Annotated in this window: 16 protein-coding genes; 7 read left to right on the top strand and 9 right to left on the bottom strand. The window is 66.9% G+C overall.

Annotation, left to right across the window (positions count from 1 at the left end; translation table 11 throughout):
- The 3 genes from VGQ94_07930 to VGQ94_07920 all read left to right on the top strand — a co-directional run.
- The coding region (locus VGQ94_07930; GenBank protein ID HEV2022445.1) for a glycoside hydrolase family 3 N-terminal domain-containing protein at positions 1-942 on the top strand (942 nt) is incomplete at its 5' end.
- Positions 939-2,102, top strand: a complete 1,164-nt coding sequence (locus VGQ94_07925) for an anhydro-N-acetylmuramic acid kinase (GenBank protein HEV2022444.1) — start codon at positions 939-941, stop codon at positions 2,100-2,102. The genes VGQ94_07930 and VGQ94_07925, both read left to right, overlap by 4 nt.
- Before the next feature lie 38 nt (positions 2,103-2,140).
- Positions 2,141-3,679 (top strand): ABC transporter substrate-binding protein, encoded by a 1,539-nt coding sequence (locus tag VGQ94_07920; GenBank protein ID HEV2022443.1) that lies wholly within the window; start codon positions 2,141-2,143, stop codon positions 3,677-3,679.
- A 4-nt stretch (positions 3,680-3,683) separates the two neighbouring features.
- Here VGQ94_07920 and VGQ94_07915 read toward each other — a convergent pair whose 3' ends face one another.
- Positions 3,684-3,965 (bottom strand): hypothetical protein, encoded by a 282-nt coding sequence (locus VGQ94_07915; protein HEV2022442.1) that lies wholly within the window; start codon positions 3,963-3,965, stop codon positions 3,684-3,686.
- A gap of 72 nt (positions 3,966-4,037) precedes the next feature.
- On the opposite strand from VGQ94_07915, the gene VGQ94_07910 reads away from it, so the two are divergent.
- Together VGQ94_07910 and VGQ94_07905 are read left to right on the top strand one after the other, a co-directional pair.
- Complete coding sequence (locus VGQ94_07910) at positions 4,038-4,835, top strand: TIGR00282 family metallophosphoesterase (protein HEV2022441.1); 798 nt, start codon at positions 4,038-4,040, stop codon at positions 4,833-4,835.
- A gap of 71 nt (positions 4,836-4,906) precedes the next feature.
- Complete coding sequence (locus VGQ94_07905; GenBank protein ID HEV2022440.1) at positions 4,907-6,745, top strand: type II and III secretion system protein; 1,839 nt, start codon at positions 4,907-4,909, stop codon at positions 6,743-6,745.
- 6 nt (positions 6,746-6,751) lie between these two features.
- Here VGQ94_07905 and VGQ94_07900 read toward each other — a convergent pair whose 3' ends face one another.
- Genes VGQ94_07900 through VGQ94_07870 form a run of 7 tightly spaced genes read right to left on the bottom strand, consistent with a single transcriptional unit; the run spans position 6,752 to position 14,299 of the window.
- Positions 6,752-7,900 carry a P1 family peptidase gene (locus VGQ94_07900; GenBank protein HEV2022439.1) on the bottom strand — a complete coding sequence of 383 codons (1,149 nt, stop codon included), beginning with the start codon at positions 7,898-7,900 and terminating at the stop codon, positions 6,752-6,754.
- A gap of 17 nt (positions 7,901-7,917) precedes the next feature.
- Complete coding sequence (locus tag VGQ94_07895) at positions 7,918-9,558, bottom strand: NAD+ synthase (GenBank protein ID HEV2022438.1); 1,641 nt, start codon at positions 9,556-9,558, stop codon at positions 7,918-7,920.
- Positions 9,559-9,589: 31 nt separating this feature from the next.
- Positions 9,590-10,663 (bottom strand): hypothetical protein, encoded by a 1,074-nt coding sequence (locus VGQ94_07890; GenBank protein HEV2022437.1) that lies wholly within the window; start codon positions 10,661-10,663, stop codon positions 9,590-9,592.
- Positions 10,664-10,708: 45 nt separating this feature from the next.
- Positions 10,709-11,602: a type II CAAX endopeptidase family protein gene (locus VGQ94_07885; protein ID HEV2022436.1), complete on the bottom strand. Its 894-nt coding sequence runs from the start codon at positions 11,600-11,602 to the stop codon at positions 10,709-10,711.
- The gene (locus VGQ94_07880; GenBank protein HEV2022435.1) at positions 11,599-12,651 is read right to left on the bottom strand and encodes a hypothetical protein; all 1,053 of its coding nucleotides are present in this window, start codon (positions 12,649-12,651) and stop codon (positions 11,599-11,601) included. Before VGQ94_07880 ends, VGQ94_07885 begins: the two co-directional genes overlap by 4 nt.
- Before the next feature lie 51 nt (positions 12,652-12,702).
- Positions 12,703-13,233 (bottom strand): NADH-quinone oxidoreductase subunit B family protein, encoded by a 531-nt coding sequence (locus VGQ94_07875; protein ID HEV2022434.1) that lies wholly within the window; start codon positions 13,231-13,233, stop codon positions 12,703-12,705.
- A gap of 43 nt (positions 13,234-13,276) precedes the next feature.
- Positions 13,277-14,299, bottom strand: coding sequence for a zinc-binding dehydrogenase (locus VGQ94_07870; GenBank protein ID HEV2022433.1), 1,023 nt, complete (start codon positions 14,297-14,299; stop codon positions 13,277-13,279).
- Positions 14,300-14,344: 45 nt separating this feature from the next.
- Here VGQ94_07870 and VGQ94_07865 point away from each other — a divergent pair, with 45 nt between their 5' ends.
- Together VGQ94_07865 and VGQ94_07860 are read left to right on the top strand one after the other, a co-directional pair.
- Positions 14,345-15,238: an XdhC/CoxI family protein gene (locus tag VGQ94_07865; GenBank protein HEV2022432.1), complete on the top strand. Its 894-nt coding sequence runs from the start codon at positions 14,345-14,347 to the stop codon at positions 15,236-15,238.
- Between the two features lies 1 nt (position 15,239).
- The gene (locus tag VGQ94_07860; GenBank protein HEV2022431.1) at positions 15,240-15,845 is read left to right on the top strand and encodes a nucleotidyltransferase family protein; all 606 of its coding nucleotides are present in this window, start codon (positions 15,240-15,242) and stop codon (positions 15,843-15,845) included.
- A gap of 10 nt (positions 15,846-15,855) precedes the next feature.
- Here VGQ94_07860 and VGQ94_07855 read toward each other — a convergent pair.
- A partial coding sequence (locus VGQ94_07855) for an iron-sulfur cluster assembly scaffold protein (protein HEV2022430.1) occupies positions 15,856-16,105 on the bottom strand: 250 nt, incomplete at its 5' end.

The raw sequence follows: 16,105 nt of genomic DNA, 5'->3' as shown, positions 1-16,105 counted from the left end.
ATCGCCGAGCCGCTCCAGACCTGGGAGCTGCTGCGCGATTGCCAGAGCGCGGTCTCGACGCCGCTCTTCCGCTGCGTGGACCTGGAGGGCGGAATGGTGGACCGATTGAAGGCGGTCCTCGCACCTGCGCCCGCAGCGGCGACCGTTGCCGCGACCGGCGACCGGAAGTTGTTCCGCCGGCAGGGACGCCTGATCGGAGACGAAGTGCGCGCGCTGGGCTTCAACACCGACTTCGCGCCCGTGCTCGACCTGGGCTTTCTCGCATCTCGCTCGGTGCTGGGGACGCGCACCGCCTCCGATGACCCAAAGAAGGTCACGCTCTACGCGCGCGAGTTCCTCCGTGGACTGCGGGAGGCGCGGGTGCTGGGCTGCGGCAAGCACTTCCCCGGCCTCGGCGAGGCCGCGCTCGACACCCATCACGAGCTGCCCGCGGTCGACAAATCGTGGCCGCGGCTGTGGGCCGAGGACCTCTATCCCTACCGCGCGCTCAAGCGCGAGATGACCTTCGTGATGGTGGCGCATGCGGCCTATCCCGCGGTCACACGCGACCGGACGCCGGCCTCCATCTCGCGCAAGTGGATCGCGGAGATCCTGCGGAAGAAGATCGGCTACAAGGGTCTGGTGGTCTCGGACGACCTGGAGATGGGCGGGGTGCTGGCCGCTACACCCATCGAGCAGGCGGCGGTCGAGACCCTGCGCGCCGGGGCGGACCTGTTTCTCGTCTGCCACAGCGAGGAATTGGTGCGGCGGTCGTATGAGGCTGTGTTGCGCGAGGCGGAGCGGGACCGCAGCTTCGCCAGACGGGTGCAGCAGGCGGCGAGGCGCGTGCTGGCGTTCAAGAAGAGGTCGCGTGAGATGAAGGTGGCTGCGACGGCTCCTTCCAAGAAGAAGGTGGAGCGGCTGCGGAGCGCGATGCTGCGGTTTGCGGACGGGACGCGATGATCGTCGCGGGCGTGATGAGCGGGACCTCGGCGGACGGCATCAACGTGGCCCTGGTGCGGGTTCAGGGGCGCGGCTTTCGCACGCGCTTCCGTGTGCTCGGCCACCGGCAGTATGCCTATCCGGCGGCGGTGCGGCGCGCGGTGCTGGCGGCGATGAACTCGCGCAGCGCGAGGGTCGCCGATCTCGCCCGCTTGAATTTTCTGCTGGGTGAGCTGTATGCCGACGCGGTCCGCAAGACCATGCGGGCTTGCCGGGTGAAGCGGGTGGACCTGGTGGGCTGCCACGGGCAGACGCTCTATCACCAGGGCCGGCCCGCGCCCTACCTGGGGCGCAGGATCGCAGCCACATGGCAGACGGGCGAGGGAGCGGTAGTCGCCGCGTGCGTGGGGGCGCCCGTAGTCTCCGACTTCCGGCCTGCCGATATGGCAGCCGGAGGCCAGGGAGCACCGCTGGTTCCCTTCCTCGACTACCTTGTGTTTCGCCACACAAGCCTCGGACGTATCGTGCAGAACCTGGGCGGCATCGCCAATCTGACTGCCATCCCGGCAAGCGCGAGGCCGGAGCAGGTGCTGGCCTTCGACACTGGGCCCGGCAACATGGTGATTGACGCGGTGATGGAGCGCCTCTACGGGAAAAGTTACGACCGCGACGGACGGGTGGCCGCCCGCGGCAAGGTTTTGGAAGGCGTCCTCGCCAGCGTGTTGCGGGGGCCATTCTTCCGGCAAGCGCCGCCCAAAAGCGCCGGGCGGGAGCAGTTCGGGCGGGAGTTTGTGGCGGAGTTTCTGCGGCGCTGCGGCCGGGCGAAGAAGGAAGACGTGGTGGCCACGGCGACGGCGCTGACCGCGTGCTCCATCGGCGATGCGCTCCGCAGACTCATTTTCACCCCGGAGACACGGCGGCACGGAGGAAAGCGCTTTCGGGAATACATCGTTTCCGGCGGTGGCGCGAAGAATAGAACGCTGATGCGGATGCTAAGCAAGGAAGTATCCGTGCTGGGACTGCGACTGCGGCACCCGGAGGAATTCCGCGTCCCTTCGGAGGCAAAGGAGGCGGTAGCGTTCGCGCTGCTGGCGTATCAGACATGGCAGCGGCAGCCGTCGAACATCCCGTCCGCGACCGGGGCCAGACGGGCGGCAGTGCTGGGCAAGATCAGCTTCTAGCTTCTATCCTCTAGCTTCTAGCTTGCGATCGGGGACCCTTGAGAACATCCGGCAAGACGCGCGTGCTTGGACTGCTGCTCAGCGTCCTTCTCTCTTGTTTCCTTGTCTCCTGCGCCCAGCGGCCCGATCCGCAGACGCTGGTCATGATCATCGAGAGCAGTCCGTCGAACCTCGATCCCCGCATCGGCACGGACGCGCAGTCGGAGCGCATCGATCAACTCTTGTTTGACGGCCTGCTCACGCGCGACGAGCACTTCGAGCTGCGGCCCGGCCTGGCCGAGCGCTGGGAGCTTCCCGACCCGCTGACCTACGTCTTCCACCTGCGGCGCGGCGTGCGCTTCCACGACGGCCGTCCGCTGACCGCCCGCGACGTGAAGTGGACCTTCGATTCCATGATGGATGGCACCATCATCACCGCCAAGGCCAGCACCTTCCGCTTCGTCGGGCGCATAGAAGCGCCGGATGATGCGACCGTCATCTTCCGCATGAAGGAGCCCTACGCCACGCTGCCCTGGAACGTTTCGTCCGGAGCGATCGGCATCGTGCCTTACGGCAGCGGGCGAGACTTCGGGCGCGCGCCCATGGGCTCCGGTCCCTTCCGCTTCGTGCGGCAGCAGACGGACAGCGAGGTGGTGATCGAACGCAACGCCGATTACTGGGGAGAAAAAGCCAAGATCCCGCGGGTGCGCTTCGCGGTGGTGCCGGATGCGACCACGCGGGCGCTGGAGCTGCGCAAGGGCAGCGCCGACGTCGCCATCAACGCCCTGCCCGCGGACACGGTAGCGGAGCTGCGCAGCGAGGGGCGGCTGGCGGTCGAGCAGTCACCGGGGACCATCTACGCCTATCTGGCCTTCAACCTGCGCGATCCGCTGCTCAAGGACGCACGCGTGCGCCGGGCGCTGGCCTACGCCATCGATCGCCGTCCGCTGCTCCAGTATCTGTGGCGGGGCATGGCGCGCCCGGCCGAGAGCGTGCTGCCGCCCGAGCACTGGGCCTTCGCTTCTGACGTCCCGCCGCAGCCGTATGACCCGCAGACCGCGATGCGCTTGCTCTCGGAAGCGGGCTACGCGCCCGGCGCGGACGGCGTCCGCCTGCATCTGACCATGAAGACCTCGACGGAAGAATCCTCGCGTCTGATGGCGGCAGTGCTGCAGCAGCAGCTGCGCCAGGTGGGCATCGCGCTCGAAATCCGCAGCTACGAGTTCGGCACCTTTTATTCGGACGTGGTCCACGGCTCCTTCCAGATGTACTCGCTGCGCTGGATCGGTGGCAACGAGGACCCGGACATCTTCGAGCACGTCTTCCACTCCGCCAGCTTCCCGCCCAAGCGCGCCAACCGCAGCTACTATTCCAACCCGCGGGTGGACGAGCTCATCGACCAGGCCCGGCGCGGAACCGACGAGGCCAAACGCAAGCTGCTCTACGCCGAGGTGCAGCGCATCGTCGCCCAAGACCTGCCCTACATCAACCTGTGGTACATGGACAACGTGCTGGTGCACTCGCGCCGGGTGCGCAACCTGAAGCTCTCGCCCTCGGGTAACTACGACTTCCTGAAGACGGCGGAGCTGGCGCCGTAAACGTTTACTCCGCGGGCGCGCCGCCCGGAGGTTCTGCTTGGCGAGTTCTGCGCCTTACCACAAGGCCGAAAACGGCCAGCAGGATGATCACAGTGACAGTAAGGGTGGGGTGGTGAATGGCGGCCCAAACCAGACCTCTAGCCGGGAGGGAGAGATCAATCCCAATGCCCGCAAACAGATTGGCAAAGAGGGGCACGAGCAATATGAGCGCCAAGAGTCCCAGCAGCGGCAGCAGCAGCAGAACCCCGATGACCTTCCGGACTTTCGACACCGGTTTCCCCGCCATCAAGCTCGCATTCTAACGCCGAGGGTGTCGAGAAGTGACTCGGAATAGTGCGTGGTAGTATCGAGTCGAACCATGCGCATCCTCTTTATTGGCGACATCTTCGGCAGTCCAGGGCGCGGCATCGTGCGCGACCACATGGCTGACATCGTCTCTGGGCAGAAGATCGACCTGGTGATCGCCAACGCCGAGAACGCCGCCGGGGGCTTTGGGGTGACGCCCTCGATTGTCGAGGAGCTGTTGGAGCTGGGCATCGAGGTGCTCACCACCGGCAACCACGTGTGGGACAAGAAGGAGATCATCGACTACATGCGTTCGGCGGATGGCGACGCCAAGAGCGCGGCGCGGCGCCTGCTACGTCCCGCGAACTTTCCCGCCGGGACTCCGGGGGTGGGCGTCTTTGAAGGCACGACGCGCGCCGGCGTGCCCTACGCCGTCCTCAACCTGCAAGGACGCGTCTTCATGGCCGGGAGCGACGACCCCTTCCGCACCGCCGACGCGCTGCTCAAGCAGATCCGGGCCAAGGTGATTTTCGTGGACATGCACGCCGAGGCCACCTCGGAGAAGATGGCCATGGGCTGGTACCTGGACGGCCGGGTGACGGCGGTGGTCGGCACGCACACCCACGTCCCCACCGCCGACGCGCGGCTGCTCTCCTCGGGCACCGCTTACCTCACCGACGTGGGCATGACCGGGCCCTATGACAGCGTGATCGGAGTGAAGAAGGAGTTGATCCTGGAGCGCTTCCTCACCAGCATGCCGGCGCGCTTCGAGGCCGCCAAGGGTGACGTCCGGTTGTGCGCGGCGGTGGTCGAGTGCGACGCCGAGACTGGCCGCGCTTCGAGCATCGAGCGCCTGGAGCGCAGGCAGTAGGAAAGTTCTCGGTTCTCAGTTCTCAGTTCTCAGTGACCCCACGCAGCGAAGAGTACAATTGTGGACCTTCCATGAAGCGAGCGCTGCCCATTCTGATGCTTCTGCTGGCCAGCGCGGCGCTGGCGCAGACAGCGGAGCCTGCTCCGGCCTCGCCTGGATGCGCGAAGCCGGAATCCGGCTGCACGGCGCAGGAGCCCAAGCAAGCGCGGCAGTCGTTCGAGCGCGGCGTGACGCTGGCCCAGGCGGGACGATCGCGGGAGGCGCTGGATGCCTTCGACACCGCAACGCAGCTCGCTCCCAAGAACCTCGAATACCTGACGGCGCGCGAGGCGTTCCGTCAGCAGGTGGTGCTGGGGCACCTGCAACGCGGCAACAACTTCCTGGTGGCCGGCAAATCGGTGGAAGCAATGGCCGAGTTCCGCGGCGCTGCGGAAGTGGATCCCGCGAACGCCTACGCAGGCGACCGCCTGCGGGAGGCAGTGATCGAGCCGGATGCCGATATCTCGCCCACGCTGCGGGTGGTATGGGAGTCAACCGAGATCGAACTGGCGCCGGCCGCCGGGCGCAAGAACTTCCACTATCGCGGCGACACCCGCGGGCTGATCCAGGAGATCACGCGCGCCTTCGGGGTCAAGGCGGTGTTCGACGACTCGATGCCCTCGCGTCCGGTGCGCTTCGACCTGGAAGACGCCGACTTTGTGACCGCCATGCGCATCGCCGCGCAGATGAGCAAGAGCTTTTGGACGCCGCTCTCTTCGACCGAGATGCTGGTGGCCGCGGACAACGCGGAGAACCGCCGCCAGTTCGAGCGCATGTCGCTGCGGACATTCTATCTGGAAGAAGCCGCCTCGGCCAAGGAGTTCACGGAACTGACGGGCCTGCTGCGCACGCTCTTCGATGTGCGCTTCGTGACGGTGCAGCCGGAGGCCCGCTCACTGCAGATCCGCGCGCCCAAGCCGGTGCTGGACGCGGTGACACAATTCCTCGACGGCCTGGCCGCCGGCCGCCCGCAGGTGGAAATGAACGTTGAGGTGCTGGAGGTGGCGCGCACCGCGCGCCACAACATCGGCACCCAGTTGCCGCTGCAGTTCCGGCTGCTCCACCTGCCCTCCGAGGTTCTGGCGCTGGCCTCCAACCCCAGCATCCAGGACCTGATCAACCAGCTCATTCAGTCGGGCGGCATCAACCAGGCAAACGCGCAGGCGGTGGCAGCGCTGCTGGCGCAACTGCAGGCCTCACCCAACTCGCTGCTAGGCCAGCCCATCGCCACTTTCGGCGGTGGCAGGACGCTGTTCGGAGTGGTCATCCCGCCGGCGTCCGCCCAGTTGGAGTTTAACGATTCGCGCGTGAGCATCCTGGAGAACGCCGCCCTGCGGGCCGCGGAGGGCGATGCGGCCACTCTGAAGATTGGGACACGCTTCCCCATCCTGAACGCGACCTTCGCGCCCCTCCTGAACTCGCCTGCGCTTTCGAAGGTGATCGAGAACAACTCTTTCCGCCCGGCCTTCCCCTCCTTCCAGTATCAGGATCTGGGGCTGGTACTGAAGGCGACGCCGCACGTGCACAACGGCGGCTCGGACATCAGCCTGCAGCTCGAGTTGGATGTCAGCGCGCTGGGTTCCCAGAGCCTCAACGGCATCCCGCTGCTCAGCCACCGTCAGTACACGGGATCCCTCACACTGAAGGAGGGCGAGACGGCGGTGGTGGCGGGCGCGGTCTCGCGCTCCGAGCAGCGCATCCTCGCCGGCCTCCCCGGGCTGGGGCAAGTGCCGGTGCTGGGGAAGCTGACCGCCCACCAAGACAGCGAGCACACCGTGGACGAGCTGATCATCGTCATCACACCGCGCCTGGTGCGCCGCGCGGAGCAGAACCTGGCGGGCCGGGAATTCTGGATGCCGCCCACGCGCTAGCGCCTCTTACTTCTCCAAGCGGTTGTACTTCTTCAGCACCTCGCGCAGGCGATCGTGGGGCAGAGCGATGGCGGTGTGGTTGTCCGCCCCGGTCATGGTCTGGGCCGCCACCAGCGCGTTGACCACCGCCTCTTCCGTTGCCTGGACGGTGGCTTCAAAGAGCCCGCCCATCTGGTCGTTGGGAACCATGGAGAGCGAGCGCAGACCGGTGGTCTGCGCCGCGCCCGGGTTGGCGGTGGAGAAGGCGAGGAAGATGTCGCCGGAGCCATTGCCGGAAACGCTGCCGTTGCGGCCCAGCCCGAGCGAGACCCGGCGCGCCAGGCGCTTGAGCTGATGCGGCAGCAGCGGAGCGTCGGTCGCGACCACCACGATGATGGAGCCGTTCTCCTGGCTGTAGACCATGTGGTCGCGGATCTCGCGGCCGACGGGGACGCCGGCGATCCGCAACTGGTCCCGCAGTCCGTAATTGCACTGCACCAGGACGCCCACGGTGTAGCCACCGGCCTTGGCATCGAGCTTGCGCGAGGCGGTCCCGATCCCGCCCTTGAACTCGTGGCACACCATGCCGGTTCCGCCGCCCACGTTGCCCTCGGGAACGCCGCCGGCGCGGGCGCTGTCCAAAGCCTCAAAAACATGTTCAGGTTTCACGTGGAAGCCATTGACGTCATTGAGGTAGCCGTCCCAGGTCTCGGCCACCACTGGGAGCGACCACCAGTACTCGGAGTCTGCCGGCCGGCCGCGTTTCACGCGCCAGGCGACCACGGCGTCGCGCACCACCCCCACGCTGTGGGTGTTGGTGATCATCACCGGACCTTCGAGGAAGCCCGACTCCTCCAGCCAAGTGGTGCCGGTCATCTCCCCGTTGCCGTTCAAGGAGAACCAGGCGGCGAAGACCGGGTCGCTGGAGGCCTTGCCGCGGGGCAGGACGGCGGTCACCCCAGTGCGCACCGGGCCGACGCCCACCTGAAGCTTCCCTTCTCCTGCAATGAGTGTGGTGTGGCCGACCTCGACCCCGACCACGTCGGTGATGGCGTTGAGCGGTCCCGGCGTGCCGTCGAAGGGGACGCCTAAGTCGCGGGCCCGGGGCTTGGCCTGGCCCAGAGCGGTGGCGGCGAGCAACAACAACAGTCCAACGTAAGAGGTCTTGCGGATCATTCTCAACCTCGCGGGTTCTAGCCTTCGGATTTCCTGGCGATGGGAAGGCGGCGGCCCGTGCCGAAGGCCTTCGCCGAAATCTTTAGGCCGGGGGCGGCCTGCTGCCGCTTGTACTCGCTGCGCTCCACCATGCCGATGATGCGGCGCACCAGCTCCCGGTCGAAGCCGCGCGCGGCGGCAATCTCTTCCGCATTCTTGCAGTCCTCGACGTAGTCCTCGAGGATCACGTCCAGCACCTCATAGGTCGGCAAGGTGTCGCTGTCGAGCTGGTTAGGGCGGAGTTCGGCCGAGGGCGGCTTGTCGAGCGTGGCCTGGGGGATGACGGGGCGGCGCGCGTTCACGTACCGCGCCAGGCGATAGACCAGCGTCTTGGGCACGTCGGAGATTACGCCCAGGCCGCCGGCCATGTCGCCGTAGAGAGTGCAATAGCCCACCGCCAGCTCGCTCTTGTTCCCGGTGGCCAGCACAAGCGCTCCGAACTTGTTGGAGAGCGCCATGAGCAGGTCGCCGCGGATGCGGGCCTGAATGTTTTCCTCGGTGGCATCCTCAGGGCGGCCGGCGAAAACATTCTTCAGTCCGGCGCGGAAAGATTCGAAGATGGGCGTGATGGGCAGTTCCTCGAAGCGCAGGCCGAGGTTCGCGGCCAGCGCGCGCGCGTCCTCCAGGCTGCCGGGAGAGGAATAGGGCCCGGGCAGGCCGACTCCGGTGACGTTCGCGGCGCCCAGGGCGTCGGCGGCGGTGACGGCGGTGAGGGCAGAGTCGATGCCGCCGCTCAGCCCCACGATCACGCGCTCGAAGCCGCACTTGCGCACGTAATCGCGCGTTCCCAGGACCAGCGCGGCGTAGGCGCTGGCCTCCGCGCCCTCGATCTGCGCGCGCACCTCGCCGGTGAGGGCATCCGAATCGAAGAAGACCAGGTCTTCTTCGAAGGAGGCGGCCTGGGCGACCAGCCGCCCGTCCGCCGCCAGCACGAAGCTGGAGCCGTCGAAGATCAGGCTGTCGTTCCCGCCCACCTGGTTCACCATGACCACGGGAGCCTTGTACTGGCGGGCGATGGCTTCCAGCATCTTGCGGCGCAGCTCGCGCTTGCCCAGATTGAAGGGGGAGGCGGAGATGTTCACGATGAAGTTGCCGCCGGCGCGCATCAGCTCCTCCACCGGGTCGCGGCCGTAGAGCCGCTTGTGCCAGAAGTGCTTGTCGTTCCAGGCGTCCTCGCAGATGGTGAGGGCCATCTGCTTGCCGCAGAAGGCGAACAACTCCTGCTGGGCGGCGGGAGCGAAGTGGCGGAGCTCGTCGAAGACGTCATAGGTGGGCAGCAGCATCTTCGACTGCAGGAACTCGAGCTTGCCGTCGCGCAGGAGTGCCGCCGAGTTCATCACCGATTTTCCGGTCTCGGCCTTGGCCGGGGTGACCAAGCCGCAGATCACCGCGATGCCGCGGGTGGAGGCGGCGACGGAATCGAGCGTCTCCTGGTTGCGGGCGACGAAAGCGGGACGCTCCACCAGATCGCGCGGCGGATAGCCACAGAGGGAGAGTTCAGGGAAGATGACCAGTCCTGCGCCGGCGGCCATGGCGCGCCGGGAGAAGTCGGTGATCTTGGCGGCGTTCCCGGCGAAATCCCCGACGGTGGGGTTGATCTGGCCGAGGGCAATCTTCACCCTTTAAGCTTACCGCTTTCCGGGGCGGAGGTCAGCTTCCGGCCGGAACGCTGGAGGCGAAAGCCTGGAGTGGGGGCGGAGGCGGAGGCGCCTGTGTGGGTTGGGGATCGGGCGAGCCCGGCACGGTGGCGTCCGGACGGTTGCTGACCGGGACCCCGGGCGACGAAGGCTTGTCCTCGCCAGGACGCGTCAGGGTGGGCGCCGCCGGAGGTTTCTGGCCTTGGGCGCCTTCGGCCGTCTCCGCCGGAGTCCGGTGGGGGACGATGCCCTCGAGCGAGACTTCCCGCTCGGTGCGCACGATCTTCTCACCCGTCATCTTCATAATCTCCACGCGCACCACCTCGTCGCCCATGAAGCGGATGAACTCCACGTCCTGAGGCGGATCGCCGTAGATCCACTCCTCGTAGTCCTGCGTGCCTTCGCGCTCGCGGATCTTTTTTGGCGGGCGCCCCTTGGCCATCAGCGCCATCTCCCGGTTCATGCCCACCAGAACCTCGTGGTTCTTGATGGCCTCGCGCACCTTAGGGGGGAGCGAATCGGTGTAGGCCTGCGCGACGGAGTGGGCGCTGAAGTCGAAGACGGGCGCCAGCAATTCCTTCAAGTGCTCCACGGTCATCTCGGGGACGTAGCCCTCGAAGACCAGCGCCACCATTGAGCCGTGGGGGTTCACGGGAGAGCCTGTGTCCTGATCGAGCGGCGCGGAACCGCCCATGCCTTCGACCTGGATGTGCTGCCACCACTTCTTCTTCTTGCGCGGGCCGCCGTTAATCTCGAAGACGATGCGGTCGTCCTTCACGTCCACGCCGGTGATCAGCACCCGGTCGCCGGGGCGCGCCGCGGCGCCGTGCTGCGAGACCAGGCCCCAGAGCTCGGGGCCGTCGGGCGTGACCTTGCCGTTGGACTGCAGGGTGAGTCCTTTGATCCCCATGGGAAACGGCCGGCGGGCATACACCCGTTCGGCTTCAAGCGTGCGAATCACGGCAAAGCGCGTGTTCGGGCTCATGTGCTGGGAGGAGGACTGGGAGGCGGATTTGTTGTCCGCCACGGCCAGGCAGGCAAGGAACAGGAACGCGGCGGCGAGCACGGAAGTGCGGAAAGCAGTCATCAGGGGCCCGGCCAAAACTGCTGAGGCTTGAGACTAATGATTCGCCTATTCCGGCGCTTTTGCAAGCTGCGGAGGCGGCGCCGGCGGGGAAGGAGTCATGCGTAGCAACACGAAGAATGCCAGCAGGATGACCACGCTGCCGGTCAGGCTGGCCTCGATGCCGTAGCCTCCTCCGGTCAGCCACGCCGGGCCCTCGGCGGTTCCCTGCACCGCCACTGCAAATTCGTTGATGCCGCTGACGGGAAGTCCGAAGCCCATCCCTAGAGTGAGGTTCCATCCGAAGTGAATGCCCCAGGGCATCCACAGAGAGCGGGTGCGCAGGTAGGCGACAGCCAAAACCGCTCCGATCCCGATGGTGTTCAGGAGTCCCCAGATCGAGGCGTGGGGGTTGCCAAGATGGATGGCGCCGAACAGGACCGAGAGCACGACGATGCCGCCAACCGCGCCGATGCCTTCCACCAGCCGCTGGAAGGGGTAACCGCGGAAGGCGACCTCCTCGGCCATGGCAGCGACGGCGGTGATATAGACGACGGCGAGAATGGCCAGGAGGACGCGGGGCCCGCCGATCCAGTGGAACTCCACCCGTCCGGCGAGCGCCATCGCAGCCACCGAGCCCGCCACCATGCCCGCGCCCAGCGCCGTTCCCACCAGGCTGTCGCGGCGGGCGGCGCGATCGAGCCTCAGCCCCATCGCTCCCAGGATGTATCCGCGTTCGCGGTCGAGAAGATAGAGCAGCGCCGCGAAGCCGCTCAGCAGGGAAAGTAGGAAGGCAGTGCGGAACAGGAATTCGCCCCCGTAACCGTGGCCTCGCGGAACCAGGTGGGCCGGGACGCCAGAGAGCACCGCCGCGAAAACGATGACCGCGAGCGAAACTCCGAAGCGCCAGGAGGGCCGCAGGCGGCGGTCGGAGGCGAGAAAGAGCTGGACGACCGGGTTCACCGCCGCTCCCCGGCCTTGGGCGAGGAAACGGTGAGGCCGCGGCGAGCGACGCGAAACTCGAGCAGCTGCGCGCCGTTCCGCTCCAGCACGGAGGCCACGCGCTCGCGGGCCTCGGGCTCGACCAGAAAAATGACGCAGCCGCCGCCGCCGGCGCCGCAGACCTTCGAGGCGCACGCGCCGTTCTTGGCGGCAGCCGCTGCCAGCTTTTCGATGAGCGGAGTGGTGATGCCCGGAGCGTTGGTCTTGCGCAGACGCCACTCCTCATGCAGCAGGCGCCCGACCTCGTCCCAGGCGGCGGCTGCGAGCGCCTTCCGCATGGCGCGGGCGATGCGCCCGATCTCCTCGAAGTTGCGGTAGACGCGCGGGTCGCCGTTGATGTGCGCCTGGAAGACCTCCCAGTTGTTGATGCCAGACGGGCGCGGCACGCCGGTGTAGGCCACGAGGAAGCGCCGCTCCATCTCCTCCGGCTCGACCGCCAGGGTCTCGTGGCGAATGCCTTCAGGAGAAAGATGGATGGCGCTGACCCCGCCGTAGAGCGCCGGGTAGTAATCCTGGCAGCCGGTGGGCACGCGGATGAGCTGCGCCTCGACGTTCTGCGCGATCTCACGAATCTTCTCGCGCGAGAGCTTGCGCCCGGTGAAGCGGGCGAGCGCCGCCGTGGTGGCGATCATCAGCGCCGAGGAACCGGAGATGCCCGCTCCGGCGGGCGACTCGGAATGCGTCTCCAGCGAAAGCCCGCTCGCCGGCGCGAAGAAGCGCACCAGATGCGCAGCCAGCGGGTGGCGATACTGCCGGGCGCGGGAGAACTGCTCCCAATCGGCGAAGCGCTCTTCCTTGTTGGTGTCCGCCGACTTCAGGTGGATCTGGCGGCCGGGCAGCGGCGCGATGCGGCAGCGGGTCAGAATGTCGAGCGCCACGTTCACCGTGACCGCGCCGGGATGGAAGAGATAGAGCGGCCAGATGTCGAGCGTGCCTCCGGCCAGGTCGGCGCGGCAGGGAGCGGTAGCCGTGACGGAAGCGTGCTGCTGGCGGTGGGATGACTTGGGCAAGGCGGGGTTATTGTAAAGGCAGAAGGGCGGAATGCTGACTGGGCTGATTCCTTATCCCAGATTCAACGCGCGCTTGAAGCTGCCGCGCTCGCTCTGGATCTTCTGTTGCAGCAGGGTGATGGCGTAGATGAGCTGCTCCGGGCGCGGCGGGCAACCGGGAACGTAAACATCCACGGGGATGACCTGGTTCACGCCCTGCACCAGGGCGTAGTTGTTGAAGACGCCGCCCGAAGTCGCGCAGGCGCCCATGGAGATGACCCACTTGGGCTCCGGCATCTGCTCCCACAGGCGGCGGATGACCGGCGCCATCTTATGCGAGACGCGCCCGGCGATGATCATGAGGTCAGCCTGGCGGGGCGAGGGGCGGAAGACTTCGGCGCCAAAGCGCGCAATGTCGAAGCGCGCGGCGCCCATGGACATCATCTCGATGGCGCAGCAGGCCAGTCCGAAGCTCAGCGGCCAGATGGAGTTCTTGCGCGCCCAGTTGATGGCGTTGTCCAGCGTGGTCAGGACGATGCCCTCGGGCGCCTGCTCGCCGAAGCTCAGGCCGCGCACGGGAGCCGGGCTGGGGTTCACGTCCATGCTCTGATTCTATCGCTGTGCGGCGACAGCCGCCAGAGGCGTCTTACGGATTCAAAATCACCTTGCCGAACTGCTCGCTCTTTTCCAGGCGCTCGTGGGCGGCGCGGGCCTCGCGCAGCGGGAAGCTCTTGTCCACCACCGGCTTCAGGCGTCCGCTGAAGACGTGCGCCAGCACCGCGTGCAGGTCGCCAATGGTCCCCATGTAGGAACCCAGGAAGGAAAGCTGGCGGGAGAAGAGGAAGCGCAGGTCGAACTTGGCCTCGGGACCGCTGGTGGCGCCGCAGGTCACGAGCTTCCCGCCGGGCTTGAGCGAGCGCAGGCTCTCCTCCCATGTGGCCGCGCCCACGTGCTCGAAGACGATATCCACGCCCGCCTTGGCGGTGATCTTCTTCACTTCTTCGGAGATCTTCTGCTGGTAGTGGTCGATGGTGTAGTCGGCGCCCAGTTCGCGGGCGCGGTCGAGCTTCACCGGGCTGCCGGCGGTGGCGATCACGCGCGCGCCGAAAAGTTTGGCGATCTGGATGGCGGCCGAGCCCACCCCCGAACTCGCGCCCAGAACCAGCACCACCTCGCCGGGCTTGATCCCGCAGAGGGTCACCAGCATGTGCCAGGCGGTGAGGAAGACCAGAGGCACGGCCGCGGCTTCGTCGTAGGTGAGCTCCTTGGGGATGGGGATGACGTTGACCGCGGGCACAGCGATGAACTGGCAGTTTCCGCCGTCGTTCAGGTAGCCGAGGACGGTGAACTCCGCGCACAGGCTCTGGCGTCCGGCCGTGCACTGGGCGCAGCGGTTGCAGAAGGTCATGGGCGCCAGCAGCACGCGCTGGCCCTTGGACAAGCCTGTCACGTACTCGCCCACTTCGGCGACGTCGCCCGAGACGTCGGCACCGCTGATGTGAGGCAGCTTCACCCCCGGCAATCCCTTGCGGCACCACAGGTCGAGATGGTTCAGGGCGCAGGCCTTCACCTCGATCAGTACCTGGTCCTTGCGCAGGGTGGGCTCGGGAACGTCCTCGAACCTGAGGACCTCAGGCCCGCCAAACTCGTGATAACGGATGGCTTTCATCAATCGCTAATCTAGCACGGGGGAGCGCGCTACAATAAGGCACGCATGGACATCTACGAAGAGATCGTGCGGCTGCGGCACGAGGGGCGCAAGGGGGCGGTGGCCACCATCGTGAACGTGCGCGGCTCCATTCCGTCGTTCGAGACCGCCAAGATGCTGGTGCGCGACGACGGCTCCATCGCCGGCACCATCGGCGGCGGCTGCGTGGAGGCCGAGGTGTGGCAGGCGGCCAAGGAAGTCATGGAATCGGAGAAGCCGCGCTCCCTCACCTTCAATCTGAACAGCGATCCCAAGTACGACTCCGGGCTGGTGTGCGGCGGGACGCTCGAAGTCTTCCTCGAACCCATCCTGCCCGCGGCCACGCTCTACCTGTTCGGCGCCGGGCACGTCTCGGTGAGCGTCTACAAGGTGGCGCGCATGGCGGGATTCGACGTTGTGGTGGTGGACGACCGCGAGCGCTATGCCAACCGCGAGCGCTTCCCCGAGGCTCGCGACATCTACGCCGACGACTTCGAGCAATCGCTGGCCCAGCTTTCTCCCAACGAGAACTCTTTCCTGGTGATCGTCACCCGCGGACACCGCGACGATATGCGCGTACTGAAGTGGGCGGTCGAGACTCGGGCTCGCTACATCGGAATGATCGGCTCGCGGCGCAAGGTTCTCACCACCTACAAGGAGCTGGAGCGGCTGGGCGTGCCGCGCGAGAAGTTCGAAGACCCGCGCTTGCACGCCCCTGTCGGCCTGGACCTGGGCGCGCTCACGCCGGAAGAGATCGCCGTGGCCATCGTGGCGGAGATGATCGCCGTGCGCCGGCACAGCCCCGCGGCGCTCGCTCAGATGAACTACAGCCAGGAGGCGGCGCGGCGCGCCGCGGACGCTCTCAGCCCCGAAGATCCGGCCGAAGTTCGGGCGCAGGCGGAAGAGGAGTCGGAAGGCTGATATGGGACGCGCGCCGAGCTTCGTGGGAGTCATCCTGGCCGCGGGGGAATCCTCGCGCATGGGGCGCGATAAGGCGCTGCTCGACTGGCGCGGCCGCTCCTTCCTCGAAGCCACCCTCGAGCTGCTGGCGCCGCACACTCAGCTCTCCATCGTGGTGGCGGGAAAGAACGCCGAGGCGCTCGCGCCCATCGTTTATGCCAAGGCCGGCTTCCTGATCGTGAACCCGCAGCCGGAACTGGGACAGTTCAGTTCGCTGCAAGTGGGCCTGCAGGAAGTGCTGAACCGCGGCCGCGACGCCGCCGTGGTCGCCCTGGTGGACCGGCCGCCCTGCGAACCTGCAACCGTCGAACTGCTGCTGGGGAAATTCTCCGAAGCGTATGTGAAGGGCCACTGGGCGGTGGTGCCTGAGTATGGCGGCAAGCATGGGCATCCCTTTGTGGTGGGGCGGGAGATGATGGAGGCCTTCCTCAGAGCGCCCGCCACCTCGAGCGCGCGCGAGATCGAGCACTCCCTGGTGGACCGCATTCTTTATCTCTCGGTTGCGGACCCGCTGGTCGCCGTGAACGTGGACACCCCGGAAGATTACCAGCGGCTGACCACGGCCTGAGCATCCGGGCTTAGTTCCCTTTCAACTGATTCAAAGCAGCGGCCAGCGCGTCCATGGCCAGATGGCTGGCGTGCTGCGACTCCGGCGCCAGGCCGCCCACGGCCGCTACCAAGTCCTCGCGGCGGAGGGCGCGCGCCTCGGCCACGGACTTTCCCTGGAGCAGCTCGGTGAGCGCAGAGCCGCAGGCGATGGAGGGGACGCAACCTTTGGTCAGAAACCGGGCTTGGGCAATGCGGCCGCCGTCGAGCTTCAGGCTCAGG

This window comes from Terriglobales bacterium, from assembly GCA_035937135.1.
Classification (GTDB): Bacteria; Acidobacteriota; Terriglobia; order Terriglobales; family Acidobacteriaceae; genus DASYVL01.
The sequence above is the reverse complement of the archived record's forward strand: the minus strand, read 5'-3'. Positions and strand labels throughout refer to the sequence as shown.

Coding starts and splice junctions, on each gene's coding strand:
- VGQ94_07925 (HEV2022444.1), top strand. CDS start 939: ATGATCGTCGCGGGCGTGATGAGCGGGACCTCGGCGGACGGCATCAAC.
- VGQ94_07915 (HEV2022442.1), bottom strand. CDS start 3,965: ATGGCGGGGAAACCGGTGTCGAAAGTCCGGAAGGTCATCGGGGTTCTG.
- VGQ94_07910 (HEV2022441.1), top strand. CDS start 4,038: ATGCGCATCCTCTTTATTGGCGACATCTTCGGCAGTCCAGGGCGCGGC.
- VGQ94_07905 (HEV2022440.1), top strand. CDS start 4,907: ATGAAGCGAGCGCTGCCCATTCTGATGCTTCTGCTGGCCAGCGCGGCG.
- VGQ94_07900 (HEV2022439.1), bottom strand. CDS start 7,900: ATGATCCGCAAGACCTCTTACGTTGGACTGTTGTTGTTGCTCGCCGCC.
- VGQ94_07890 (HEV2022437.1), bottom strand. CDS start 10,663: ATGACTGCTTTCCGCACTTCCGTGCTCGCCGCCGCGTTCCTGTTCCTT.
- VGQ94_07875 (HEV2022434.1), bottom strand. CDS start 13,233: ATGGACGTGAACCCCAGCCCGGCTCCCGTGCGCGGCCTGAGCTTCGGC.
- VGQ94_07870 (HEV2022433.1), bottom strand. CDS start 14,299: ATGAAAGCCATCCGTTATCACGAGTTTGGCGGGCCTGAGGTCCTCAGG.
- VGQ94_07865 (HEV2022432.1), top strand. CDS start 14,345: ATGGACATCTACGAAGAGATCGTGCGGCTGCGGCACGAGGGGCGCAAG.
- VGQ94_07860 (HEV2022431.1), top strand. CDS start 15,240: ATGGGACGCGCGCCGAGCTTCGTGGGAGTCATCCTGGCCGCGGGGGAA.